This is a genomic window from Spirochaetota bacterium, assembly GCA_026414805.1.
Taxonomy (GTDB): Bacteria; Spirochaetota; UBA4802; order UBA4802; family UB4802; genus UBA4802.
Map to the genome: position 1 here is coordinate 1 of JAOAIH010000001.1, position 25,940 is coordinate 25,940.

The 25,940-nt window shown below is 36.4% G+C and carries 22 protein-coding genes; 10 read left to right on the plus strand and 12 right to left on the minus strand.

Annotated elements, in window-relative coordinates; genetic code table 11:
- Positions 1 to 150: 150 nt before the first annotated feature.
- From N3F66_00005 to N3F66_00025, 5 genes are all read right to left on the minus strand, one after another.
- Complete coding sequence (locus N3F66_00005; protein MCX8122528.1) at positions 151 to 921, minus strand: enoyl-CoA hydratase-related protein; 771 nt, start codon at positions 919 to 921, stop codon at positions 151 to 153.
- 10 nt (positions 922 to 931) lie between these two features.
- On the minus strand, positions 932 to 2,095 hold the full coding sequence (locus N3F66_00010; protein MCX8122529.1) for a 3-hydroxyacyl-CoA dehydrogenase family protein: 1,164 nt from the start codon (positions 2,093 to 2,095) through the stop codon (positions 932 to 934).
- A 45-nt stretch (positions 2,096 to 2,140) separates the two neighbouring features.
- Positions 2,141 to 3,337 (minus strand): acyl-CoA dehydrogenase family protein, encoded by a 1,197-nt coding sequence (locus tag N3F66_00015; protein MCX8122530.1) that lies wholly within the window; start codon positions 3,335 to 3,337, stop codon positions 2,141 to 2,143.
- A gap of 18 nt (positions 3,338 to 3,355) precedes the next feature.
- Positions 3,356 to 4,453: an acyl-CoA dehydrogenase family protein gene (locus N3F66_00020; protein MCX8122531.1), complete on the minus strand. Its 1,098-nt coding sequence runs from the start codon at positions 4,451 to 4,453 to the stop codon at positions 3,356 to 3,358.
- Between the two features lie 68 nt (positions 4,454 to 4,521).
- Entirely contained in the window at positions 4,522 to 5,196 is a 675-nt protein-coding gene (locus N3F66_00025) for a TetR/AcrR family transcriptional regulator (protein ID MCX8122532.1), read from the minus strand.
- Between the two features lie 221 nt (positions 5,197 to 5,417).
- Here N3F66_00025 and N3F66_00030 point away from each other — a divergent pair, with 221 nt between their 5' ends.
- From N3F66_00030 to N3F66_00050, 5 genes are all read left to right on the plus strand, one after another.
- A complete protein-coding gene (locus tag N3F66_00030) occupies positions 5,418 to 5,975 on the plus strand; it encodes an SCP2 sterol-binding domain-containing protein (GenBank protein ID MCX8122533.1) in 558 nt (185 codons plus the stop codon).
- Between the two features lie 80 nt (positions 5,976 to 6,055).
- Entirely contained in the window at positions 6,056 to 7,939 is a 1,884-nt protein-coding gene (locus N3F66_00035) for an AMP-binding protein (GenBank protein MCX8122534.1), read from the plus strand.
- A gap of 29 nt (positions 7,940 to 7,968) precedes the next feature.
- The gene (locus N3F66_00040) at positions 7,969 to 9,147 is read left to right on the plus strand and encodes a thiolase family protein (protein ID MCX8122535.1); all 1,179 of its coding nucleotides are present in this window, start codon (positions 7,969 to 7,971) and stop codon (positions 9,145 to 9,147) included.
- 33 nt (positions 9,148 to 9,180) lie between these two features.
- A complete protein-coding gene (locus N3F66_00045) occupies positions 9,181 to 9,822 on the plus strand; it encodes an START domain-containing protein (protein ID MCX8122536.1) in 642 nt (213 codons plus the stop codon).
- A 160-nt stretch (positions 9,823 to 9,982) separates the two neighbouring features.
- Positions 9,983 to 10,372 (plus strand): hypothetical protein, encoded by a 390-nt coding sequence (locus N3F66_00050; protein MCX8122537.1) that lies wholly within the window; start codon positions 9,983 to 9,985, stop codon positions 10,370 to 10,372.
- Positions 10,373 to 10,374: 2 nt separating this feature from the next.
- Here N3F66_00050 and leuS read toward each other — a convergent pair whose 3' ends face one another.
- Both leuS and N3F66_00060 read right to left on the minus strand, forming a co-directional pair.
- On the minus strand, positions 10,375 to 12,840 hold the full coding sequence (gene leuS, locus N3F66_00055; protein MCX8122538.1) for a leucine--tRNA ligase: 2,466 nt from the start codon (positions 12,838 to 12,840) through the stop codon (positions 10,375 to 10,377).
- Between the two features lie 367 nt (positions 12,841 to 13,207).
- The gene (locus N3F66_00060) at positions 13,208 to 13,660 is read right to left on the minus strand and encodes a PTS sugar transporter subunit IIA (protein ID MCX8122539.1); all 453 of its coding nucleotides are present in this window, start codon (positions 13,658 to 13,660) and stop codon (positions 13,208 to 13,210) included.
- 499 nt (positions 13,661 to 14,159) lie between these two features.
- Here N3F66_00060 and N3F66_00065 point away from each other — a divergent pair, with 499 nt between their 5' ends.
- The gene (locus N3F66_00065) at positions 14,160 to 15,968 is read left to right on the plus strand and encodes a long-chain fatty acid--CoA ligase (protein MCX8122540.1); all 1,809 of its coding nucleotides are present in this window, start codon (positions 14,160 to 14,162) and stop codon (positions 15,966 to 15,968) included.
- Between the two features lie 40 nt (positions 15,969 to 16,008).
- Here the strand turns inward: N3F66_00065 and N3F66_00070 are convergent, their stop codons facing one another.
- Positions 16,009 to 18,027, minus strand: coding sequence for an FAD-dependent oxidoreductase (locus tag N3F66_00070; protein MCX8122541.1), 2,019 nt, complete (start codon positions 18,025 to 18,027; stop codon positions 16,009 to 16,011).
- 223 nt (positions 18,028 to 18,250) lie between these two features.
- On the opposite strand from N3F66_00070, the gene N3F66_00075 reads away from it, so the two are divergent.
- A complete protein-coding gene (locus N3F66_00075; GenBank protein ID MCX8122542.1) occupies positions 18,251 to 19,114 on the plus strand; it encodes a DMT family transporter in 864 nt (287 codons plus the stop codon).
- Here N3F66_00075 and N3F66_00080 read toward each other — a convergent pair.
- The gene (locus tag N3F66_00080; protein ID MCX8122543.1) at positions 19,111 to 20,055 is read right to left on the minus strand and encodes a histone deacetylase; all 945 of its coding nucleotides are present in this window, start codon (positions 20,053 to 20,055) and stop codon (positions 19,111 to 19,113) included. The genes N3F66_00075 and N3F66_00080 overlap by 4 nt on opposite strands.
- An 86-nt stretch (positions 20,056 to 20,141) precedes the next feature.
- The gene (locus N3F66_00085) at positions 20,142 to 20,780 is read right to left on the minus strand and encodes an outer membrane beta-barrel protein (protein MCX8122544.1); all 639 of its coding nucleotides are present in this window, start codon (positions 20,778 to 20,780) and stop codon (positions 20,142 to 20,144) included.
- A gap of 375 nt (positions 20,781 to 21,155) precedes the next feature.
- Here N3F66_00085 and N3F66_00090 point away from each other — a divergent pair, with 375 nt between their 5' ends.
- The gene (locus N3F66_00090) at positions 21,156 to 21,779 is read left to right on the plus strand and encodes a CsgG/HfaB family protein (protein ID MCX8122545.1); all 624 of its coding nucleotides are present in this window, start codon (positions 21,156 to 21,158) and stop codon (positions 21,777 to 21,779) included.
- 8 nt (positions 21,780 to 21,787) lie between these two features.
- On the opposite strand, the gene N3F66_00095 is transcribed toward N3F66_00090, so the two are convergent.
- The gene (locus N3F66_00095; protein MCX8122546.1) at positions 21,788 to 21,958 is read right to left on the minus strand and encodes a hypothetical protein; all 171 of its coding nucleotides are present in this window, start codon (positions 21,956 to 21,958) and stop codon (positions 21,788 to 21,790) included.
- Positions 21,959 to 22,276: 318 nt separating this feature from the next.
- On the opposite strand from N3F66_00095, the gene N3F66_00100 reads away from it, so the two are divergent.
- Entirely contained in the window at positions 22,277 to 24,094 is a 1,818-nt protein-coding gene (locus tag N3F66_00100) for a thioredoxin family protein (protein ID MCX8122547.1), read from the plus strand.
- A gap of 9 nt (positions 24,095 to 24,103) precedes the next feature.
- Positions 24,104 to 24,634, plus strand: coding sequence for a YkgJ family cysteine cluster protein (locus N3F66_00105; GenBank protein ID MCX8122548.1), 531 nt, complete (start codon positions 24,104 to 24,106; stop codon positions 24,632 to 24,634).
- On the opposite strand, the gene purD is transcribed toward N3F66_00105, so the two are convergent.
- On the minus strand, positions 24,566 to 25,816 hold the full coding sequence (gene purD / locus N3F66_00110) for a phosphoribosylamine--glycine ligase (protein ID MCX8122549.1): 1,251 nt from the start codon (positions 25,814 to 25,816) through the stop codon (positions 24,566 to 24,568). The genes N3F66_00105 and purD overlap by 69 nt on opposite strands.
- Between the last annotated feature and the right edge of the window lie 124 nt (positions 25,817 to 25,940).

A 25,940-nucleotide genomic window follows, 5' to 3' on the forward strand; every position in this document is an offset into this window, starting at 1 on the left:
AATTGTTGCTAACCACCTATACTACATTGTTATAGTATATACTTTAATTTTACCACAGTAAAATACTATAATTGTAAATACAAGAAAAAAACCTCGTAGTATGCATACGAGGTTTTTACAAAAAGCAGGAGGTTCTTTACGGCTCTATATTTATTCACCCTTAAATTCAGGTTTTCGCTTTTGTGCAAACGCCATCATGCCTTCCATACAATCCTTGGTTGTAAACAATTTTGCAAGTTCTTCACGTTCCATCTTCAAATGCAATTCAGGTGACATTGATGGGCCTGCTGACATTACTTTTAAAATGGCTTTTACTGATAAAGGAGGCCTTGTTGCCAATTCTTCAGCAAATTTCATTACCTCGTCCATAAAATTCTGCTCATCAAAAACTTTATTCACCAGGCCTATTGCCAGAGCTTCCTCTGCTTCCACCTGTGTGCCAAAAAGCATTAGTTCTAAAGCTTTGGCTCTACCAACTAACCGTGGTAGGCGTAGTGTGCCACCATAGCCTGGCATAATTCCCAGATTTGTTTCAGTTAAGCCAATACGTGCACCCTTTTTCATAAGTCTGAAATGACATGCCATTGCCAATTCACACCCACCACCGAGCGCATGTCCATTTATTGCCGCTATTACGGGTTTTGGGTAATCTTCTATTTTATTCCATACATCCTGGCCGCGTTTCAAAAAATCAACTGCACTAAAATCTCCAAATCCCTGCGAAAGGTCTGCTCCAGCACAAAAGATTTTGTCTCCCGAACCGGTGATAACAATTACCCTAATATTTTTATCAATTTCTAACGAATCCAGATACTTCCTCATAGTTTCAAAGACATCATGGCTTAATTGATTTGCCTTAGGTTTGTTAATTGTCAAAACAGCAATAGCTCCTTTTTGTTCCATCAATACTGCATCTGACATGGGATACCTCCTATCTCCCTATTGTTTTGAATGAACCATCAATAATTTCAGGTTCGGGTTTTAAAATATCAAGTTTAAATCGCTGCGATAAATAATTCAAGCAATCCGTCAACTGCTGTGGTTGCACTCCTGATGCAAGGGCAAATGGACCTGCAAATGCATTCATCCCATATTTTACACCATCATCAATATCCTGAACATTCGCTGCTATGCCCTCTTTATACACTTTTACCGCCTCGTTTACCTGCACAGCCATAAGATGCAATGGTGTAATTTCTTCTGTATCTGGCATCTCAGGAATAATAGCTTTCCCATCCTTCCATTCGTATATTCCTTTTCCGCTCTTCATACCAAGATGTCCTTTTTCAAGGCAGCTAAGCAAAAACTTTCCTGGCTTGTATTGTGGCGATAGTGTCTGTGCATAGTATTCCAGTGTATGACAAAAAACATCCAGCCCTACAAAATCTGCTGTTTCAAATGGTGCCATTTTAACACCCATTTTTTTCATTTTTCCGTCTATTTGCGCAGGGTGGATTTTGCCTTCATCCAGGATAGCGCTAAGCAATGCTTGATTGGGAGCACTGATTCGGTTAACAATAAATCCTGGTCTATCTTTTAAAACCTTAACTGGGAATTTATCTATCTTTTTAGTTAAATCAAACAAAATGTTAATAGTGTTTTCTGATGTTTTTGCCCCATAAATTAACTCAACCAGTTTCATTCTTGTTACTGGATTAAAAAAATGCATGCCTGCAAATCGTTCTGGATTTGTAACAGCTGTGGCGATATCGGTTATGCTCATGGTTGATGTATTGGTTGCAATAATAGCATCTTTAGCACATGCTGATGAAGCTTTTCCAAATACATCTTTTTTAAGCTGCATATTTTCAGGGACAGCTTCAATGATAATCTGAGCATCAGATACTCCCTTTTGCAAATCAGTTGTCACGCTAATTTTCCCAAGGACATCATCAACACTGCCCTGTAATTTCCCTTTAGATGCCAAAAAATCAAGGCTTTCTTTTATTTTCTTTAATGCATTATCCAGAAATTCTTGTTTTATATCTATCATTGTAACCATAAAACCGCTCTGTGCACATACTTGTGCTATGCCATGGCCCATTGCTCCAGAACCAATAACTGCAATTTTTTTTACATCATTTATGCTTTGCATAATGACCTCCTTACATTTATTTTTTACTTATTTATTTAATTAATTCTACTTTAATTCTTTACTGGACATTTCCAATACATTGCGTGCAATTATAAGGTGTTGTATTTGTCCAGTGCCTTCAAAAATATCCATAATTTTGCTGTCTCTCATCCATTTTTCTGCCAGAAAATGCGTTGAATACCCCACAGGCCCCAAAAGCTCAGCACAGCGTTGTGTTATAAGAGTTGCATATCGCCCTGCTTTAGCTTTTGCCATGGAGGCTTCTACATTATTAAATTGCCCATTATCTGCCATCCATGCTGCCCTCCATGTTAAAAGGCGCATTGCCTCCACATTTGCTTCCATCATATACCATTCACGCTCAACTGCCGAAGCATTGGTTATATTCTTTTTATAATCAAAGGTATAGCCTTTTTTTTCAAATTGTTCTTTGGTAAATTCTATGGCTGCCCGTGCAATTCCCGTTGCCATTGACGCTACCAGTGGGCGTGTGTTATCAAATGTTTTCATTACTCCCTTGAATCCCTCTGTGGACATTTTTACTTCAGGATCACCTAATATATTGTTATACGGGATTCTGCAGTCGTTCAACACAAATGTCCCAGTGTCCGATGCCCGAATACCTAATTTATGCTCAAGATGTTCTAGAGTAAAACCTGGTGTACCTTTCTCAACCACAAATGATTTTATTCCTGCTTTGCCCGCCTTTTTATCAACAGTAGCCCATACCACTACCACTTCACTTCTGTCCGCACATGTAACAAAGATCTTCTCACCATTCAAAACCCAATAATCGCCATCACGCGTAGCAGTTGTGGTGATAGCTCCTGAATCAGACCCTGCGCCTGGTTCAGTAATTGCCATTGCAGCCCATTTATTACCAAACCTTTCTAACTGTTCATCATTGGCAACTGCAAGAATAGCAGCATTGCCCAAGCCTGCATTAGGGAATGACAGAAGGAGTGCAGCATCACCCCAGCACATTTCTTCAATAGTTACCACCATACCTAAATTGGCACCACGTTTTGGTTTTTTTTCTTCACCTGAGGCTGATGATTCACCATCTTTCTTCTTCTTTGGGCGAGCCATGACCTTAATTCCTCTGAACATATCCAGTTCTTTTGGATATTCATGCTCAGCTTCATCATACTTTCGGGATATTGGGCGCAGAACACCTTCTGCCAATTTATGCATATTATCCTGTAATGTTTTTATATAATCAGGTGTTACTAACTGTATCATTATCGTCCTCCTACACTATTAAATAATTGCCATGGCTTCACAAATTGCAATACTTCGGCCATTTCTGTAATATCTTTCCACCGGATGATCCCTTATATACCCATGCCCACCAAGGATCTGAACTCCATAGTCCGTTAGTTTCATAGTCATCTCTCCAGCATAAATTTTTGCAAGGAATGACTCTCTCTGAGCATTGATACCTAATTCAATAGTTGATGCTGCTTTCCAGGTTAACAAGCGCATAGCATCAACTTCATATGCCATTTCGGCTATCATAAATGCAATGGATTGCCTGCTGGCTATAGGTTCTCCAAATTGCTGTCGCTCTCGAGCATATTTTTTTGAATATTCATATGAAGCTCTTGAAATACCCGTCCCTATTGCAGCCATTGCAGTTCGCGTTCTTTCCAAAAGCCAATTAATCGCAGTGTGGTCTCCTAATTTGTTATTTTCAGGAATAGAGCAATTATCAAAACTGACCTCAAATGTTGGAAGTGCCCACCACCCACAATTTTTTTCCCTTTCTCCTATCACCAAACCTGGAGTATCTTTTTCTAGTATAAATAAATGAGGGCAGTTGTCATAATTTGCCACAACAATCATATATTTTGATTCATCAGCTAATGGCACAAAGCATTTCTTCCCATTAAGAACAAATGTACTCCCTTTTTTTTCTGCCTTTGTTGCACATTCCCAGATATCAAATCCTACTTCTAGTTCATTTGCTGCCAAAGTTGCTGCCACAAATGATTCTGAACAGAATTCTGGAAGGTATTTGCTCTTTTGTTCCTCTGTCCCAAGATGTACTATGGGTAGTACAAACAATGCCGGCAACATCGCATACACGGCAAATGTCATATCCCCATATGCCAGCTCTTCAAGTATAAGCGTGTGAAGTATTGGGGAACTGCCCATACCAAAACCACCATACTCCTCTGGGATCATTGACTGAATGATACCCAGTTCCCAAAATTTTTGTACTACCTGCGAATCCAGCTTTCTATTTTCATCCCATTGATGAATGTTATCGATAACATTAGCCTGAACAAGCTGTCGCACTGTATCCTGCATCATCTGCTGTTCTTCAGATAATGCAAAACTTATTTCTTCTACCATGTTAACCTCCTCACTATCTATATAAGTACTGACATGTCAGTACTTATATAGATATAAAAAATAGTCAACTATTTTTTATTAAAAATCCCTCTCCCAATAATTTTTGCAGCTTTATCAGATATTATATCAATATTGTGAAGCAAAGTATCATCATTTGGCTCTATGGTAAGATAATAATGTGCCACCCGGAAAACTCCACCTGCAACTAAGTTTGCAGTAAAACTAAGATCAGTATCTTTTGAAATATGACCAAATTCTACAGCAATTTTTAAATCCTCTATTATCAAATTAATGAGTTTATTTTCAAAATGTTGAATTTTCTGCTCAAAATGCTCTGGCAACCCTAACCCTACACGTAATATGATGTTTGCCCTATCTCTGTCAGTAAAAAAAAATTGAAATGCCTGATAAATCCTTTTTTTAAGATATACATGGTGCGAAATCACAGATAAATCTTCAAGAATCGATAGCTGTTTTAAATAATCTTCCCAATCCATTAAAAATCTTTCCAGAAGTGAAATAAAAAGGTGCTCTTTATTTGAAAAATACTGATACACCGTTCCTCTGCCAATTTTAGCTGATTCAATAATATCTGAAATCTGAGCCGAATAGTATCCTTTTTCAGAAAATAGCCGTTTTGCATGGTACAGAATTTTTTCCCGGGTATCGTCGGATCTTGTCATCATTCCTCCTTTTTCCTTTAATACATAGTTATCATACAGTGACACTGTAACGTCAACCATTTAATGACCGTGCACACTGCTAAAACTGTTTTTGGGACGTACAATCCATTCCTTAGCTTATTTATAAGTCCTTCATTGTAAAGCCATCTCTAAATAAAAAAAAATTTAAAAATTTTTAAAATAGTCTTGACAAATAATATAAATACTGACATGTCAGTATTGCAAGCAAAATTTTATTTTCCCAAATATTTTTTATACATTTCAAACTAAGGAGGATCCTTATGGTTATTGCACCAAATACTTCTATTGAGCAATTTCTAACTGAATTAATGCCAAAAGCAGCAGCTGAAATGCTCCAAAATTCAAACGCACCAAAAGAATTAGGTGGGACAGAAATCACAATGGTTGTTGAAGTTGATGGCAAGCATTATGGATTCAAAGTTAAAGATGGTAAAGATATCTCAACATGTGGTGATATCCCCAATGCAATGCTACGATTAAAAATTTCAGGGGCCGATTTACAAAAAATGATCGAAACAAATAATCTTGATATGCTTCTGGGAATGCAAAAAGACCTCACCCGCGCTCGCTACAACGCTTTGTCATCACTGAAGGGAAGTTTTATAGCAAAACTTAAAAATGATGATGGTTCAGAATTTACTATTGAAGCTATTTTAAATGGTGCGACAACTCCGCAATCAGTGTTCCGCATGTCAACAAAGGATTCAGCAGCTTTAATGAGAAAGGAAACAAATCCTGTTAATCTTTTTATGTCTGGAGCAATGAAAATTGAAGGCGATATGAGTTTTGCAATGGCAACCCAACCCCTATTCACTTGATAGATTCTTTTTTATCATCTCAACCACATTTTTGAAATGTGGTTGAGATGCCTTTTTAATAATTTTGTTGGAGGATAATGATGGCACCACTACCATGGTACAAAGAATACAAAATCTTAGGAATTCCAAAAACATTTAAACCGTACCCTGATACACCGGTATATGATATTCTTGAAACTGCTGCCAAAAAATATAAAAAAAATGGTCTTTTACAAAATAATTATTTCCTATCATATCCACAGGTCCTTGATTATGTGAATAAATTGGCATCTGCATTACAGTCATTTGGCCTTATTAAAAATGATATTGTTGCAACAATTTTACCCACATCTACTGAATTCATTATAACTGATTATGCAATATCAAAAGCAGGGCTCATACATTTACCATGTAGTTCCCTTGAACCTGCTGAAGCTTTAGAACATAAATTTAAAGAAGGAAAACCTAAGGTTATTGTGTGTACCGATAAAGATATTTCAATTGTTAACAGTTTAATTAAAAAGACACCTGTTAATCATATTATTGTTACCACCATACGTCAAAATCAAGAACCTTCAACAATAGATTTAAAAAAGATCAATATAAAAGGTTCCAGCAAGGTATACGATTTTTACAGTCTTATTAATACATCATCTGGTATAGTGAAAACGATCCCCATAAATGTTGAAACAGATATTGAAACTCTTATTTTCACAGGAGGCACAACAGGCATACCCAAAGGCTGCATGCTGACTCACCGCAATATTTATGCAAATTGCATTCAAAATCTCCATGCATTGGGAGCAGGGGGTTTAACATTCCGAGGAGCTATCTCCGTAATATTAGGACTCCCTTTCTTTCATACCTATGGGCATTGCCTGATGCATACAATGATGCTGTTTGGTTTTAATATCATAATTATCAATGATCCTCGTGATACTAAATCAATGGTAGAAAACATAAAAAAGCATTACCCAGTGATGCAGATTGGGGTCCCTGCACAATTTATGAAATTAGCAAAGGAAGATTTAAGCGGGATTGGGATCATAGGACTTTCTGGTTCAGCACCACTTTCTGAATCCACACAAGAAGAATTTGAAAAACGTTCTAGCAGCGGGATTATGGAAGGATATGGCTTATCAGAAATGTCACCTGTTACCCATCTTAATCCTTCTGTAATATACCGAATTCTTGGTGGGCGTTTTGGAGTAAGGCTTGTTTCACTACTGTCTTCAATACCCGGTAACAGTTATTTGACAAATTCATTTTTCAGATTGCTTGGCCCAAAGCTTTTTGGGAAAATTTTTACCACTATCATTGCATATAGAATGAAAAAAACCAGCCAAAAGCCCAATAAAAAATCTGTGGAAAAAAGAAGAACGATTGGAGTGCCTTTCCCTGATACCGAAGTGAGATTTCTTGATATTGAAACAGGCAGAATATTATCAATTGATGAGATGCTTGCGGGAAAGCGTGCAGAGATGCTATTAAACGGCCCTCAGCGTATGTTAGGATACTGGCCAAATCCTGGAAGCGGATGCGATAGCGATGGATTTATTCATACTGGTGATATAGTTCAGATTGATGAAAATGGCTATTTTTATATTGTTGACCGATCCAAAGATATGATTAATGTTTCAGGATTTAAAGTCTATTCAAAAGAAATTGATGACATCGTTAGCGAACATCCCCATGTTGAAGCTGCTGCAACTGTAGGCATCCCAAATCCTGAAAAAGAAGGAAGCGAATTAGTAGTCCTTTTTGTTCAACTTTATCCACAGTATAAACATAAAACACGTGAGCAGGATATTTTAAAATACCTTCAATCAAAAGTTGCAAAATACGCAGTGCCAAAATTCATTACAATAGTTGATGAACTCCCACGCACTGCTGTAGAAAAAGTGGACAAAAAAGTACTTAGAGAAATGGCTGTTAAACAATTTCTTCAATCAAAATCAAAAAAGAAAACAAAAGTAAAAATCTAATAATAATCTAACATTAAAGAGAGGTACCAATGAGAGAATGTGTATTTATTGATGGTGTTCGTACACCAAATGGAAGAGCTCATCGCGAAAAAGGATGGTTCAGGCATTTAAGGCCTGATGAGTTACTGACACCAGTGTATACTGCTTTATTTGAGCGAAACAGTAAAGTTACTCCAGATATGGTTGATGGGGTTTTTGTAGGCTGTGCAAATCCTTCTGGCATGCAAAATGACATAGGCCGACTTGCATGGCTTGCATCTGGTTTTCCTGATTCAGTTCCTACTAACACATTGACCAATCAATGCCCATCTGGCATGTCAGCAACCATGCATGCTGCCAGAGCAATTATGACTGGTGAAGCAGATATTATGATAGCCGCTGGCGTTGAAGACATGGAAAAAGTGCCAATGGGCTCAAATATGGATTTTCCTCCACGGCTGTTGAAATACTATAATGGTGCTGATCTTTTAATGGGAGCTACAGCTGAGAAAGTGGCAGAACTGTGGAAGATATCTCGCGAAGATATGGAAAACATGGCAGTATGGTCCAACAAAAAGGCATGGGAAGCTACTGTTTCTGGAAAATTTAAAAAGGAGATAGTTCCCATCATGGGATTGGATGACGATGGCAAAGAATTCTTGGTTGATAGGGATCAGTGGGTTCGTGAAAAAGTTGATGTTGAAAAAATGAAAACGATGATGTCACCTTTCAAACCAAACGGCGTGGTTACAGCAGCTACTTCATCTCCTTTAACACAGGGAGCATGTGCTTTACTTCTAATGAGCCGTGAAAAAGCAGATAAACTGGGTTTGCCATACAAGTATAAATATTCTTATGGGGTACTAGCGGGATGTGATCCCACGATTATGGGCATAGGCCCAATACCAGCAATTAAAAAATTAGTTGCTCGTACGGGTCTAAATCTTGATGAGGTAGGTGCAATTGAGCTTAATGAAGCATTTGCAAGCCAATCTTTGGCCTGTATCCGTGAACTTAAGCTGGATAATGATAATGCTCCTTTCAAGCGAGTAAATGTCTGGGGTGGTGCTATCGCATTGGGTCATCCATTAGGTCAATCAGGTGCACGCATCATTATCACACTTCTTAATATTTTGGCTACTGAATTCCCTGATGCAAAATATGGACTAGCATCATTATGTGGTGCATTTGGCAATGCAGGAGCACTGTTAGTTGAGAAAGTTAATTAATTTAATAATGAATATTTTTTATGGAGGTTCGCCATGAAACGTTATTCAATTATTTTAATTTTTGTTGGATTAGTTGCACTTTGTGTTGCAGTCTTTGCACAGAATAATCCATGGAAATTGATTTATGAAGGCGAAGAAGATAAGGCAACAGTAAAAATCTACACTCGTGATATACCAGGCTCACCATATAAAGAATTTAAAGGAGTAAGCTATTCTGATATCCCATTTGATGTAGCATTAAAAGTCATTCAGGATTACAACAACTACCACAAATGGTATGGTATGTGTGATGCGCTGTATGCTATTTCAGTGCGTAATCCTAAAGATATTGATATGTACTTTGTTCTGGATTTGCCAGTTGTAACAGACCGCGATGTTGTAGTAAAAGTTGAAAGCGGTTGGGACCAAGCTAAAGGAGTAGCGTGGGTAAATATGACTTCTGTAAATGATAGTGAGTATAAAAAAGATAGTGGACTTGTAAGAATGACTTCTCTAAAAGGGAGATGGGATATCATTAAAAAAGATGAAAACCATGTAGAAGTTATTTACCAAGTGCATGCAGAACTTGGTGGTTCACTACCAGCCTGGGTAGTCAACATTGCTGCAAAAGATCAGCCTTTAAAGACTTTAAAAGGAGTTTATAAATACTCAAAAAAAATAAGAGACCAAAAATAGCTTAGTAAGTTTAGTATTAAATAATTCAAAATAGAGGCATATTATATGCCTCTATTTTTATATGCTAATCATCTTGACAAAATGCATACAAAATAATTATTTATAAATTACTCTACTGTAAAAATACAATTAATTTTTTATTAGTTAATAAGAGCTATCTATGATTATGCTATTTATATTTGTACTTGGCATTTATTTGGTTATAATTGGTTTTCTTGAACTCATAATGCCCAAACACATGCTAAGGTTATGGATAAAAGTTTCATCAAGTAAAATATATTTTCTCTATGGAATTGTTTTAATATGTGCAGGCTTTCCATTAACTCAGGTACCATCATCAAATCCACTATCAACTCCTCTTTTTATCATTGGTCTTATAGTGGTATTTTCTGGACCATTTGTCTTAATTTACCCTGAAAAAATCAGAAATTTATTTTTCCAGGGCATTGATGAATTGGGCTATGCAGGCAGCCGTTTTGCAATACTTGTTGATGCAATAGCACGTATTACAGTAGCAACATTATGTATATTGGCTTATTTTCTTAGCTAAATTTATACTACTATATTAACTAATTTCCCTGGAACAACTATCACTTTTTTAATTGGTTTTCCTGCAATCATTACTTTTATTCTTTCATCATTAAGTGCTGCTTTTTCCATTTCTTCTTTAGTAATATCAGCTGGAACATTTTGTTTTGACCGTATCTTACCATTTATCTGGAACACAACTTCTATCTCATCTTTAACAGTTAGCTCTTCAATGAAAGATGGCCATGGTTCATCTATAATTAAATTTTTGTGTCCCAACAATTCCCACAATTCCTCAGCAACATGAGGCACAAAGGGACCAAGCATTGGCAGTAATTTATCAAAAAGTTCCGACACAACCATTTTTCCAGCATCTGTCCTAATAATATCCTCACTTACCTGATACAGAGCATTCACAAGTTCCATCATACGCGCAATGGCTGTGTTAAACTGCATCCTGTTTTCAATATCATGAGTCACAGATTTTACAGCCCTATGAATTTCACCTCTAAGATTTTTCAGTACAGGATCTAACTTTACATTATCAAAATTATAGGTTGTGTAACAATCACTATATTTTTGAACTATTCTCCACACACGATTAATAAATCGATAGCACCCTTCAACACCCTTATCCGACCAATCCAAATCCTTTTCAGGAGGTGCAGCAAAGAGCATAAACAGCCTTACAGTATCGGCTCCATATTTATCTACGATGTCATCAGGGTCTACAATATTCCCCTTTGATTTACTCATCTTTGCACCATCTTTAATAACCATACCCTGTGTCAGTAGTCGCGTAAACGGTTCACGATATTGTAGAATACCCAAATCATTCAAAACCATTGTAAAAAAGCGCGCATATAACAAATGCATGCAGGCATGCTCAATACCACCTATGTATTGGTCAACAGGCGTCCAATAATTTACCTCATCAAAATCAAAAATATCATTTGAATGTGGAGAGGTAAACTTAGCAAAATACCATGAGGAATCTACAAAAGTATCCATGGTATCTGTTTCACGTTTTGCTTCACCACCACATTGAGGGCATTCAGTGTTATAAAATTCAGGCATCATAGTCAGTGGAGAGCGAGAATCACCATGGAAATCAACATCAACAGGCAATACAACCGGTAATTTGTCATACGGCACTGGTTGTGCACCACATTTTTTACAATAAATAATTGGTATAGGACAGCCCCAGTACCGTTGTCGTGAAATAAGCCAATCTTTTAGCCTGTAATTTACTTTTCTAAAACCTATTCCTTCCTTTTCAGCATAATCAGATATTGCTTCTATAGCTTGTTTGTTGCTGATACCAGTGAAAGGTCCTGAATTGACGCATACACCATCATCCACATATGCATCACGCATAGTTGCAACATCGATAGGTGCAGAAGGATTATCAATTACCAATTTTATTGGAATTCCATATTTCTTTGCAAAAGCAAAGTCACGAGTATCATGTGCAGGAACTGCCATTATAGCACCGGTACCATATTCCATGAGGACAAAATTTCCAACGTACAGGGGAACAATATCACCATTAAACGGATTTTTAATTTTTATTCCAGTATCTATTCCCTCTTTTTCCTTTTCCTCAGAAAGCCTGTCTACAAGTGATTGCTCTTTAATTCTTTTAATAAAATCCTTAACCTTTTGATTTTTAACTCTATCTAAAAATGGGTGTTCCGGAGCTATCACCATAAATGTTACACCATAGATAGTATCGGGTCGTGTTGTAAATATAGGAAAGTCCTCGCCCGTATCTGCAACCTTAAAATTAACAACCAACCCTGTAGAGCGCCCTATCCAATTCCGCTGCATTACTATAACACGCTCAGGCCAACCTTCTTTTAAGATATCATGACCTGACAAAAGATCCTCAGCATAATCGGTTATTTTAAAAAACCATTGTTCCAGTTCACGCTGTGTTACCTGTGTTTCACATCGCCAGCATACCCCATTTTCAACCTGTTCATTTGCAAGAACTGTATTGCAAGTAGGACACCAGTTAACAGGTGCTTTACGTTTATAGGCTAAACCTTTTTCATACATCTTTATAAATACATATTGATTCCATTTATAATATTCTGGTACATGTGTTGCAATCTCCCTGTCCCAATCATATGAATACCCTAACATTTGGAACTGCTTTTTCATATATGCAATATTTTCATCAGTCCATTTTTTAGGGGGGATATTATGTTTGATAGCTGCATTTTCTGCTGGCAGCCCAAATGCATCCCATCCCATTGGATGAAAAACATTGAAACCCTGCATCCTTTTATAGCGGGCTACAACATCACCAATAGAATAATTCCTTACATGCCCCATATGTATTCTACCTGAAGGATAGGGGAACATCTCTAATATGTAATATTTTTTCTTATTAGGATCACGTTTTGATGAAAAAGCCCGGGCTTTATTCCAGCGTTCCTGCCACTTTTTCTCAATCTGTTTTGGATTGTATTCCACTTCCTGCATGGGTTAGCCTCCTGCATCATTGCCTAACATGGTATGTTGTAATTACATTATTAAAATATCATTTAATTCATAGAAATGCACAATATATACATTTACGTAAGCGTCAAGTATTTTGTTATACATAACTATCATGTAAAATTATACAACATTGCAATCATATAATATGGCACTACTAAATATTATAGAAGATAGGTAGGTTTGTTAGTAAAGTACATTCCTTCAATTAGTGTACTGTTTATACATTGTAGAAAAGCCAGTGAAATACCATTTGTCAAAATATATTTTTTAATATTAGAGCAACAATGCAAAATTTTTTATACTTCTCTTATATACAAAAAAGAAGTGGCATATAACTATTTTAAAATAATTATTTAGCATTACGAAGAATTGCAATAATATCTCTTGTGCTTTTGGCATGTATCATTTCATCCCGAATTGTATCATTTTTCAAAATTGACATTATTTTTGACAATAATTTTAAATATTCTTTATGCTGTCGCTCTCCTGCAGCAACCATTACCACAAGATGGACAGGTTTGCCATCAATAGAATTAAAATCTATCCCTTTTTTTGATATCCCTATAGCAAAAGCTAATTTATGTACTGATTCCAGTTTTGCATGGGGAACAGCTATACCAAACCCAATACCAGTGGTCATAATCTCCTCACGCTCTTTTAATGCATCAATAAAAGCTTTAATATCCGAGCATACTTCAGTTCCCCTGAATACATCAGCAAGCTCTTCAATAGCCTTGTACTTATCTGTTGATTTTAAAAACTTAATAAACTTGCTATTGGTAAATTCTAATAATGAACTCACGTGTTACTCCAGATTGTTTATAATCGATTACCGGCACACATATATGCCACTAATAGTTCTATTATTCCATAATTGATTATCGAATTCATAAATCATCATGATAACCAATTTTTAATTATATAAAGAATTTCATGCTATAATAATCGCTTCTTATAATGAGGATGATTTTATAAATAACAAATGTCAATGACTTAATTTTAAAATATTGTTTATTATCTTAATTTTTTGTATTATTTAAAATAATACAATAACTCAACAACTACTGTTATATCAATTGAATTTATTAATTATGACACATACTTTTTTTATTAAAGTTAAATCATCAAAGTATGTATGAGAGATACTACTCAGAGGTAGCTATCGTTAAAGAACTAGATATTATAATTTTTAAATATTCATGAAAATTTTATTGACTTAATTAATAAACTTTTTGTTAAAATCTAACTGAACAATCATTAATAAAGTATCATAAAATTTTATATATAAAAGGGGTAGTGATATGGGATATACACATTTATCACAGGTTTTTTGGGATCAGGTCAGCAAATATGGGGACCGCGTAGCATTACGATATAAACCAAAAAACGAGTGGGTTGAGTTTACCTGGACACAATTTGGTGATATGGTACACAAAACCAGTAAAGCACTCATTGAATGTGGAATTGGAGAACAGGAAACTGTTGGAATATTTTCACAAAATATGCCGCAATGGTCTGTCGCAGATATTGGATCATTATGTATACGGGCTATTCCCGTTCCCATCTATGCAACAAATACAGCTAAACAGGCGGAATACATCATCAATCATGCTGAAATAAAAGTAATATTTGTTGGCGATGTGGAACAATACTCTAAAATAATGCAGATTTTACCTGAAAACAAATTTTTACAGAAAGTTATAGTATTCAAAGAAACTGTACCCATACAAAAATCTGATAAAATTATGTATTTCAGTGATTTCTTAAAAATTGGGGAAGAGTCAAATAAAGACAACGAAGTGAAAGAACGAATGAATAGAGGAAAACCTGATGATCTTTTAACTTTAATTTACACCTCTGGGACAACCGGTGAACCTAAGGGTGTAATGCTTACCCATTCCAATGCACTGTTTCAGAAAGAGCAGCATGATTTACGTCTCATAGATCCAAATGATAAAGATGTATCGCTGGCATTTTTACCACTCAGCCATGTATTTGAACGAATCTGGACCTACTATGTCTTTGCAACTGGCATGACTAATAATTATCTGGAGGATCCTGCAAAGATTGTTGAATTCATCCAAGAAGTAAAACCAACTATCATGTGTGCTGTTCCACGATTTTATGAAAAGATTTATGCAACTGTATTTAACAGGCTGGAAAGTGCACCACCTGCAAAGCAGAAACTGTTTAAATGGGCTATCAAGGTTGGCGCACAACATAATAACAAAAAGAAAGACCAACTTTTTATTTCACCACTATTGCGTATTAAATATAAAATTGCAGATGCTCTTGTACTCAAAAAAATACGTGATGTTGTGGGTGGCAGAATAAAATTTTTCCCCTGTGCAGGTGCTCCTCTTTCACAAGAAATTGAAGAATTTTTCTACGCTTGCGGTATTTTTATCTGTTACGGCTATGGATTAACTGAAACAACAGCAACCGTAACATGTCATGAACCATATAAGTTTAAATTTGGCGCAGTAGGGAAGCCATTGCCAAATGTTGAGGTTAAAATAGACCCTGCAAACGGCGAAATTTTGGTGCGTGGCGGCAACGTCATGAAAGGTTATTACAAAAAACCTGATGCCACTGCCGAAGTTCTTACACCTGATGGCTGGTTCAGGACAGGTGATGCTGGCTTTTTTGAAGACAATGGTGAGCTTCGTATCACCGAGCGAATAAAAGATTTAATGAAAACATCCGGTGGAAAATATATTGCACCGCAAATGATTGAAAGTACTATTGGTGCTGACCATTTCATTGAGCAAATTGCCGTCATTGGCGACCAGCGTAAATACGTTACTGCTCTTGTTGTTCCATCATTTATTGCACTAGAAGAATATGCAAAAGCCCATTCTATTTCATATACAAGCAGAGAAGACCTTATCTCAAAACCAGAGATTATTGAATTCTACCGGCAGAGAATAGAAGAAGCTCAGAAGGAATTTGCCCGATTTGAAAAGATTAAAAAATTTACACTGCTTCCGCATGAGTTTACTGTTGAATCAGGTGAGATAACGCCAACACTCAAACTTAAACGAAAAGTTATAGCCGAAAAGTATAAAGATATAATTGAAGAAATGTATAAGGATGATAAAGGGGAATAATTAAAAAAAAGGCGCTTACCAGAGCGCCTTTTTTTATCTATTACACTTTTGCCACCTGCTGCAAGTTAGCTATCGCTAAAAATGCTTCATGAATAGCATCATTTATTTTTCCAATTTTTTTACAATCGCCAAGTATGCTGTATGCAATACCTAACTTTTTTAACTCATTTTCAAGTGGATTAACAGGTTTTGATCCAACTGCTATTACTACATTGTCAAATTCTTGATGTATAGTATCATTTTGTTTAGTGTATACAACTGCTTTATCTTTAATCTCAATTACCGTAGCAGAAGTAATAACATTTATGCCATATTTTTCCATTTCCAGATTCAATATCCACCGTGTTGATCTCCCTACATCCTTGCCTATTGTAGGGAGCATTTCAATAATAGTCACTGCACTGGTTCCACGTGTAATTAATTCTTTTAAATGGTCAACTGGCTCAGCATCAAAGAACATTAGAAAATGGAGCACTTCAGGTGATAATGTCCCTTTATTTGCAATAAACAATGCAGTTTCAATTCCAACAGCGCCTCCGCCTATTACCGCAACATTGCGACCTAATTTTGGGTTATTTCGCAATACATCCCAGGCTGAATACACATTCGGCAATTCTACACCTTTAATAGGAGGGGTGAGCGGCTCTGCACCAGTTGCAAGTATCACATGGTCAGGTTGTACCTCTTTTATCAGATCAATAGTCACAGTGGTACTGCAATATACTGGAATTGAATATTCCTCTATCATTGATTTATAATATCGTATAATTTCTAGCAATTCATGTTTATGTGGTGGTGCAGCAGCAATATGTAATTGCCCACCAATTTCTTGTTCTTTTTCATAAATTACAACATCATGGCCAGCCTCTTTTGCACGAACTGCAGCCTCTAGTCCACCAGGCCCTGCCCCCACAACCATAATCTTAAGAGGACTTCGGGTTTTTTCAATTGACCTCTCAAACTCATAGCCCGCACGTGCATTTAGGATACATCCAACAGGCATACCGCTGAACAGTGTATCAGTACATCCTTGATTACATCCCACACATGGTCTGATAAGCTTTGCCTTACCATTTTGTGCTTTAATAGGCCAGTAAGGATCTGCAATTAGTACTCTTCCTAAATTGACCATGTCTGCCATGCTATCTTTCAGTATTTTTTCCGCTTCATCTGGTGAGCTGATTCTATTTGAGGCCATAACCGGCACATTCACCACTCTCTTTATGTTTGCAGCTAAATATGCATATCCTGCTCTAGGCAATTCCATGGGCAGTTGCGGAACTTTTGCCTCATGCCAGCCACCTGTAACATTAATAATATCCACCCCTGCTTCTTCATATACCTTAGCAATTAATGGTGTCTCTCTGCTGGTGTTGCTTCCCGGTACAAAATCATTGCCTGCCATTCTAATGCTTACTGGAAAATCTTTGCCTACAGCCCTGCGCACTTTTTCAATAACTTCTCTTGGGAATCGTACTCTGTTTTCAAATGAGCCTCCATATTGATCTGTTCGTTTATTTGTTATGGGCGATAGAAACTGAGTAATGAGGTACCCTGCTGATGCAATAATCTCAACACCGTCAAACCCTGCTTCCTTTGCACGAAGCGCAGCATCAACATACGCTTTCTGGACAATTTCAATGTCCTCCAGAGTCATTTCTCGTGGAGTTTGTTTTGAGTATTTTGAATATACTGCAGAAGGTGCAATGGGCTGAACCCCATCGGTAAGCATTGAATACGAATACGCTCCTGCATGAAATAGTTGAACAAATGTTCGAGCACCTTCACCTTTTATTATTTTAGTTAATTTTGCAAAATCAGGAATTCTATCATCTGATGCCAACGAGAGAGCAATTCTCCCTGAGCCTGCAATATCTATTCCAACTGGCCCTACTGTCACAAGGCCTGCTCCACCTTTTGCTTTTTCTCTAAAATATTCATAATACCTATCATTTAAGGTTCCATCATACGAATACAGTAATCCTAATGCAGGATATGCAATTCTGTTTTTAATTTCTAAAGTATTAATTTTAATTGGTGTAAAAAGAAGTTGGTACATACTTCCTCCTTAACATAACACTGTTATGTTATGATTCTATCACACACTACAAGTATATTACAACTTTTTTTAACAAATTAATAGTAAAAAATTTTCTCTATCAACTACCAACATATTCAAAATAATGTGCTACTATATATTTTAAATAGATTTTAATAATCATATATGTAAATTTTAGTTTATATTTTTTCATTATATAACAACTAACAATGGAATACACTCAATGATTACACAAAAAACAAAAGGCATATCCCTTATAGTACTTTCAGCAGTAACGTTTTCACTATCAACCGTATTTGCAAAGTATATAACTTCCACATCTTCAATCCATGCAATAGAAATATCTTTTGTTAGATTCCTTATTGGATTTATAATTTCCTCAGGGTATATTTTTATCCATCATATGAGCATTAGGCCCAACAATGTACCACTGGTACTTACCAGGGCAATATCCAATACTGTTGCAGTGATACTCTTTTTTGTTGGTGTTCAGTACACGACTGTTACAAATGCCAACATGCTTAATATGACCTATCTGGTGTTTGTATTTGTACTAGCGCCTTTTTTCAACAAGGAACCTTTAATAAAAACAAATTTTTTTTATTTAATATTAACACTTGCTGGAACCTATTTAGTGATACAACCCCATTATAGTACTATTAATATTGGTGATGTGTACTCATTTCTTTCGGCAATTATATCTGCTATTGCAGTAGTTGCACTCCGCGAATCACGGAAATATGACACTACTCCCATCATATTATTTCACCTTATGAGCATTGGCTTAATTATAAATGGCATTGCTATGATTCCAGTATTTGCTATTCCTGATACCACCACAAGTATATATATGCTGCTTTCAGGATTCAGCGCATATTTAGGTCAGGCATTTTTCACAGCTGGCTTTAAATACATTGATGCAACAAGCGGTTCTATTCTTTCATCAAGCAGAATTTTTATTGCAGCATGGATGGGAATATACCTTTTCAATGATTCATTTGCTGCTAATATTGTGGTGGGAGGATTGTTAATCACTGTAGCCCTTATTGGTGTAAGCCTGCAGGGAACCGGTAGGGTACAGCATTAATCTTCTATAAAACCGCGCATCATCATATCAACACTGCTTGCCAGTGCCTCAAGGTCATATCCACCTTCAAGAAAGGCTATCATCCTGCCCCCACAGAATTCATTTGCCACCTGCTTTAATAAAACAGTAAATTTATAATATGACTCAGATGTAAGCCCTATATAAGATAATGGGTCAGCATTGTGAGCATCAAAACCTGCAGATATAAGAATAATATCCGGCTTAAATTTTGTTAATGCTGGGACTATATGGTTTTTGAAAACATCAAGATATTCCGGTTCACCTGTTCCAGCAGGCATTGGGAAGTTCAACGTATACCCTTCACCTTCGCCCTTACCCCTTTCACTGCGTGCACCTGTACCAGGATAATGGGGATATTGATGTGTGCTTATATACATTACGGTTTTATCACGTTCAAATGTATGTTGAGTACCATTGCCATGGTGAACATCCCAGTCCACTATTGCTATATTTTTTAATCCGTGCTCTACCTGCAAATATCTGGCTGCTATCGCTACATTATTGAATATGCAAAACCCTGCGGCATAATCATATTCAGCATGATGCCCAGGTGGTCGTATTGCACAAAATCCACGAATTGCCTCCCCCGACATGATTGTGTCACACATATTGAGGCAACCCCCAACTGCAAAAAGTGCTACCTCATAAGACCGTTTGCATACCGCTGTGTCCATTGAATCCAGATAGTGGATACCGGATTCTATTTCCTGCTTGACCCTTTCAATATATTCAGTCGAATGAACCAGTTCAATATACCGCTTTGCACCAATCTTTGGCTCAATTTTAATTAATGACTTATAATATGATTGCTGACGCAATCGTTGGTCTATAGCTGCTAGCCGTTCTGGCCTTTCCGGATGTCCCCATCCTGTATCATGGTCCATGTATATAGGATCAAACAGGTATGCAGTAGGTACCATATACACCCCGCATAATCAATAGTAATCTTACAAAACAAAATAAAATGTTCTATAAAAAGTCAAGAACTTTAAAATTATATCGGGAATTATAAAGGGTACCGTACACCTAATCGTATAACCAGGCCAGACATATCTAGCTCTAAATCACCACTTTTTAAAGGCAAACTTCTGTAGCCAGCTTCAGCATAAAAATCAACCTTTGAATCGCTCGCTGGTTTTAGTGATGCTCCAAATAACAATTCCCACGATAATCCTGTAAACAGCTTGGTTATGGATTTTTCATTATATGATTTTCCAGTGTTGGAATCAGTAAAATCAGGCTGCGAGTAATGTAATACCATGAATGAATAGCCAAGACCGATAGTTACAAATGGCGTTACATACAATTTATCTTTTAAATTTGGAAGGCGCACCTGCGCATTAAACATCATTGGAATTACATAAGCATTTGTATCGGCTTTGACATCAACATATACTGATCCTTCTTGTTTAACGCCAATTTTTCTATCCCACTTTATCCAGTAAAATCCAGATTCAAGTCCCGTTACAAAATATGGATCCAGTAGCCAGTTGTAATGCAATGATATATCTAATCCATATTTTGCAGGATCATCAGCATACGATGTTCCCAATGTCCCATTCAATTCTGTATTAGCAGCAAATATAGAAGAACTTGTTAATACCATAATTATTACATAAATACTTACATAACTTTTCTTTTGCATACTATCCTCTTATGTTAAAAATTTTATTTACTTTACTCACAAAATCATCCTCTGTCAACACCAATTTAGTGCTAATAGAAACACCAATCTATTAATTGCATCTTTTGATTACTTTTTATTATTTATTGTTGATTTTGTGGCTTTTCTAAATCTTTTAATTTTACCTAATAACGAGAATTATATACCATTTCTCATTTACGTTTAACTATAATGACATGATTTATCGTGTTGATATAATATAACTATTTATCTATAGACCTGGATAAAATTCTTGATTATTTATCATAATTATTTAACTATTGTTTTCCATAAATTATTTATATCATAATAGTACAACATATTACTAAAATTTAAAATTGAAAAAGGAATAATAGTATGAAAAAATTTATGGTAGCTTTTCTTTTTATTTTCACATTGTCGTGTACTTCCGTTGACAAGTCAGTATATATAAAAGACAAACAGGCATTGCAAAAGCCCATACGTATAGCTGTATTAACTTTTGTTGATGCACCAAAATATCCAGGTTCTGGTGTCCATATTGCTGATGCATTAACCAGTGAACTTGTGCAGATAGCAAACTGGGATTTGGTAGAACGCTCTCAAATAGAAAAAATTCTTAAAGAAAAATCCCTTGATATGACAGGATTAACTGATTCACAGCTTACAGATATAGGCAAATTAGCAAAAACAGATTATATTATTGTTGGCAGCGTTTCAGATTATTATTACGATAGACAATTTTACATTGTGCCAAAAACAAAAATTGCGTTCAATGCAAGAATTATAAACACACAAACAGGTAGCATTGTGGGCACTCTTAGATATAACCGTGAAACCAATAAGAATGCCTGGTGTGGGTGTTGTTTATTGGGATGGTATTATCTTCCAATATTATTACTTACTGACCAGAATATTAACACTGATGTAAGCAAAGCTGCTCGTGATGTGGTAAGAGCTATCGACAGGGATATAAGTGGTAAAAAAGGCTGCTGCATATAATACCTTTTTTACTGATAGCTGTCAATAATGGTTCCCAGTCCTTCTACACTGACACGTGAAGCTACAGTAGTTTTTACCAGTTTTTCGCTTAAGCCTGTTCTTACTGCCGCAAGCCCTTTAAGCAAATTATTGAGCTGCTCTATGCTCTGCTCTATTGCTGTAATATGCTGCGCCATCATGACACCCTCCTTTGTGTCAAACATTAATTTCTATTTGCAATATCGACTAATTCTGCTATAATCTTAATACTATATTTTTTTTAAAAATTTGCGTAACATTTATGAAATACTTCCACAGAATTAGATACTATCAGGACAAAATTTGATCAAAATTAAAAATAAAATCCATATTTCATTACTGCCCAAAGCAATAACACTGGGGAGGGTAAGGCTATATATAGAAAGTAACAATAAGGTTATCTATTACTATATATTGTAATTATTTTAATATATACTAAGTTTTAACAATTAAAGAGTCCCAAGAGGTATGGTTGTGTTATGAATACTCAACAGTTATTAAAGACAATGCTTTTGGTTATAATTATTTTCCCATTATACTATGTTTATGCTGATGTTCCAGTTGTCATATATCCAGATAGGGAAGTTGTACTAGTAAAGCCTCAATCAAAAGCCTGTGCCATCATACATGTACAGTTACCACAAAAAGGCTACATATACGCAAATCCAAAAGGTGAAGGAACTGGAAAAGCAACGATTGCAGTTGCACTTTCATCTCCACCAATTATTCCCAAAAATACGCGATATCTTCCAGGAATTTTTTACATCTCTCCCCTTGATAGAAAACCTGTGTATATCTACAAAAATCAAACTTCACTATGTATTCCTTTTGAAGTGCATACAATAAAGGAAGGTACTTATTTACTATCAATCACAGTTGAAGCATTATTCTGTGATGATGTATCCTGCACTCCGATACGCAAAACTATCGCCCAAACAATTAAAGTTGATACTTCAGCTCCCGAATTTGATACTTCAGTCTGTGAACGTTACATGGAACCACAGCATATCCCCATAAACAAGGATACAACGGCTTCATTGAGCAATTTCAAGGTTATAGAGACAGCAAGTTCATCTTTGAGCATACTGCAAGCTGTTGTTTTTGGTATAATAGCTGGTTTTTTGCTTAACTTCATGCCATGTGTCCTTCCTGTGATCAGCTTAAAAATTATGAGCTTCATATCGCATGGTAATAATAACCCACGCAGTATTCAAACAATGGGCGTGCTCTTTACTGCTGGTATACTTACCTCATTTGTGGTGCTGGCTTCACTTGCCGCTTTTGCCGGATACAACTGGGGTCAACTTTTCCAGCATCAAATGTTTGTTATTATTATGGCTGCAATAATCTTTGCCCTTGCCTTATCATTTTTTGGTGTTTTTACATTTAATATTCCCAACATTCCGCAACTACAAAGTACCAATGTATACCTTGATTCATACTTCAAAGGCATAATAGCTACGCTGCTTGCAACTCCCTGCAGCGGTCCGTTTCTAGGAGCAACGCTGGCATGGTCACTTACACAACACCCAGTAATCATATTTATGGTTTTTATCAACATTGGATTAGGGATGTCACTTCCATACATTGTGTTGTCATTTTATCCTTCACTGGTTAGATTTATTCCAAAGCCCGGCGACTGGATGATAGCGTTTGAACAATTCATGGGATTTTTGCTTGTTGGCACTACTATCTATCTTATTACCTTACTTGATTTCAGTTTACTTACAAAATCACTCTGGTTTATTCTGGTTTTGTCTGTTGCCTTGTGGCAGTGGGGTCGGTATGGTAATATAACTAAACCAGTTATACAAAGGATAATTTCGTTGGTTCTACTTGTTATACTTGTCATCATATCATCATATTTACTATTCTTTTATCAAAAAAAAGGCACTGCAAATGATATTATCTACAAATCATTTAATTGGGAAGCGATAGTATCCAGCAAGAACTCTCAAATATCAATGGTAGTATTCACTGCTGATTGGTGCCCCAACTGCAAATTTGTTGAGGCTACAGCATTAGCATCCTCTGATGTGATTAATTTTATTCACGCCAACAATATTAAGGTATACAAAGCTGATATCACTACAAAGAATGAGCAGGCAGAAAATATTTTGCAAAGTTTGGGATCACGTTCAATACCTTTTGTGGCAATATTCCCACAAGGGGAAAACTTTTTGCGTCCTGTTATTTTACGGGATATATATACAGCAAACGATCTATTGAAAGCTTTACAAAAGGCAGCTGAATTAAGCCAACAATCCACGGTGCCTCATATTATACCCATACCTTAAGGTTTTACAATGCAATCGCTCAGATATTACCAGGAACTTATACAAAAGATTGATGCATTTACTGCTTCGGTTGTTTCAACATATTCTACAATGTTGCACTGTAGAGAGGGTTGCAGCAGTTGCTGTATACTGGAAAGCATAATGCCAGTAGAAGTTGTGCCAATATTAAAATGGTACGTAGTACAACCTGTATCAGTACAAAACTCCATTATGCAGAATAATTCCAACTCTTGTATATTTTTACTTCATGATAGCTGTTTAATCTATCCCCACCGACCAATTATTTGTAGAACCCATGGATATCCGGTTGCAATAAACAATACAGTGGATATCTGTCCACTTAATAGTGGGATAATCTTTGAGCCACAATATATTCTTAATCTTGAAAACTGCAACACAATGCTTGCAGCTATTAATATATTATTCATAAAAGAAATAGCAATTCCTGCACTTCAAAAAGAGCGTATTAATTTACGAACGTTTTTTCAAAGCCCTGAAACCGATATCCCTTCTATAGTGCATGCCCTCAAAGGATATTGAAGGTATGGCATTGTACACTTTTTTATATGCATCTTCAAGAGTATCAGCAACAGCAGTGATATTGAGTACCCGTCCTCCGTTGGTAACAACCTGTCCATTCCGTTTGGTACCTGCATGAAATACAAGAATATCATCAGGCACCTGGTCAAGACCCTTTATTGGAAAACCTGTTTTATATGACCCAGGATAACCTCCAGAAGCAAGTACTACAGTAATAGCATGTTTATTTCTGAATGAGAGATTCATTGTTGAAAGTTTGCCCTCAACTGCAGCCAGTATGTAGTCGCCTAATTTACCATTTATGAGAGGCAACAGCACTTGCGCTTCAGGATCACCAAAACGCACATTGAATTCAAGTACATTAATGGTATTATTGTTAATGATTAATCCTGCATAAAGAATACCAACAAATGGCATTCCCTCATTTTTCATACCCTGAATCACCGGAGTAAGTATTTCCCTATGTACTCGCTCTAAAATCCTGCTGGTCACTACTGGTGCTGGAGCATACGCACCCATGCCACCGGTATTAGGACCTTCATCATTATCAAATACCCGTTTATGATCCTGTGCTGCAATAAAAGGCAATACTGTTGTCCCATCGCTTATGCCAAGAACCGATGCTTCTTCGCCATCACAGAAATCCTCAACAAAAACTCTTGTATCATCTTTCACCATATCACTAATAAACTGTAGTGCTGATTCTCTGTCCTTACACACACCAACTCCTTTGCCTGCAGCAAGACCATCCAGCTTTATTACAACGGGAAATTGTTGTAATGATGCAATGTAGTTTATCAGTGACCCTTTGCCTTTGAATTCTCTATAATGAGCTGTCGGCACATTATATTTTTGCATGATATATTTTGCAAAAAGCTTGCTTCCCTCTAGTTGTGCAGCTTTTGCAGTGGGGCCAAATACTGTAATCCCTTTGTTTTGAAGAAAATCAACAACCCCATCAACAAGCGGGGCTTCAGGCCCAATCACCACTACATCTATATTTTTTTGTCGGCATACTGCATAGAGTGATTCAAAATCATTGACTGCAATATTGATCCTGTATCTATCATCAATACCGCCATTACCGGGTGCTACATAGACTTCACTTGCACTACCATCATGTAGCAATCTCCATGCAATAGCATGTTCACGCCCACCTGATCCTACCACCAGATACCTCATTACTCCCTCCTCATTTGATGTTGGTTGTGTTGTAAATGAGAAATAAAAAATTTCAATCATTTTATCCATATCTGCATTTTGGATACAATATTTTTTAATAGTAAATAAGAATAATTCTTGAACT

Coding starts and splice junctions, on each gene's coding strand:
- N3F66_00005 (MCX8122528.1), bottom strand. CDS start 921: ATGTCAGATGCAGTATTGATGGAACAAAAAGGAGCTATTGCTGTTTTG.
- N3F66_00010 (MCX8122529.1), bottom strand. CDS start 2,095: ATGCAAAGCATAAATGATGTAAAAAAAATTGCAGTTATTGGTTCTGGA.
- N3F66_00015 (MCX8122530.1), bottom strand. CDS start 3,337: ATGATACAGTTAGTAACACCTGATTATATAAAAACATTACAGGATAAT.
- N3F66_00020 (MCX8122531.1), bottom strand. CDS start 4,453: ATGGTAGAAGAAATAAGTTTTGCATTATCTGAAGAACAGCAGATGATG.
- N3F66_00025 (MCX8122532.1), bottom strand. CDS start 5,196: ATGGTTGACGTTACAGTGTCACTGTATGATAACTATGTATTAAAGGAA.
- N3F66_00030 (MCX8122533.1), top strand. CDS start 5,418: ATGGTTATTGCACCAAATACTTCTATTGAGCAATTTCTAACTGAATTA.
- N3F66_00035 (MCX8122534.1), top strand. CDS start 6,056: ATGGCACCACTACCATGGTACAAAGAATACAAAATCTTAGGAATTCCA.
- N3F66_00040 (MCX8122535.1), top strand. CDS start 7,969: ATGAGAGAATGTGTATTTATTGATGGTGTTCGTACACCAAATGGAAGA.
- N3F66_00045 (MCX8122536.1), top strand. CDS start 9,181: ATGAAACGTTATTCAATTATTTTAATTTTTGTTGGATTAGTTGCACTT.
- N3F66_00050 (MCX8122537.1), top strand. CDS start 9,983: ATGATTATGCTATTTATATTTGTACTTGGCATTTATTTGGTTATAATT.
- leuS (MCX8122538.1), bottom strand. CDS start 12,840: ATGCAGGAAGTGGAATACAATCCAAAACAGATTGAGAAAAAGTGGCAG.
- N3F66_00065 (MCX8122540.1), top strand. CDS start 14,160: ATGGGATATACACATTTATCACAGGTTTTTTGGGATCAGGTCAGCAAA.
- N3F66_00070 (MCX8122541.1), bottom strand. CDS start 18,027: ATGTACCAACTTCTTTTTACACCAATTAAAATTAATACTTTAGAAATT.
- N3F66_00075 (MCX8122542.1), top strand. CDS start 18,251: ATGATTACACAAAAAACAAAAGGCATATCCCTTATAGTACTTTCAGCA.
- N3F66_00080 (MCX8122543.1), bottom strand. CDS start 20,055: ATGGTACCTACTGCATACCTGTTTGATCCTATATACATGGACCATGAT.
- N3F66_00085 (MCX8122544.1), bottom strand. CDS start 20,780: ATGCAAAAGAAAAGTTATGTAAGTATTTATGTAATAATTATGGTATTA.
- N3F66_00090 (MCX8122545.1), top strand. CDS start 21,156: ATGAAAAAATTTATGGTAGCTTTTCTTTTTATTTTCACATTGTCGTGT.
- N3F66_00095 (MCX8122546.1), bottom strand. CDS start 21,958: ATGATGGCGCAGCATATTACAGCAATAGAGCAGAGCATAGAGCAGCTC.
- N3F66_00100 (MCX8122547.1), top strand. CDS start 22,277: ATGAATACTCAACAGTTATTAAAGACAATGCTTTTGGTTATAATTATT.
- N3F66_00105 (MCX8122548.1), top strand. CDS start 24,104: ATGCAATCGCTCAGATATTACCAGGAACTTATACAAAAGATTGATGCA.
- purD (MCX8122549.1), bottom strand. CDS start 25,816: ATGAGGTATCTGGTGGTAGGATCAGGTGGGCGTGAACATGCTATTGCA.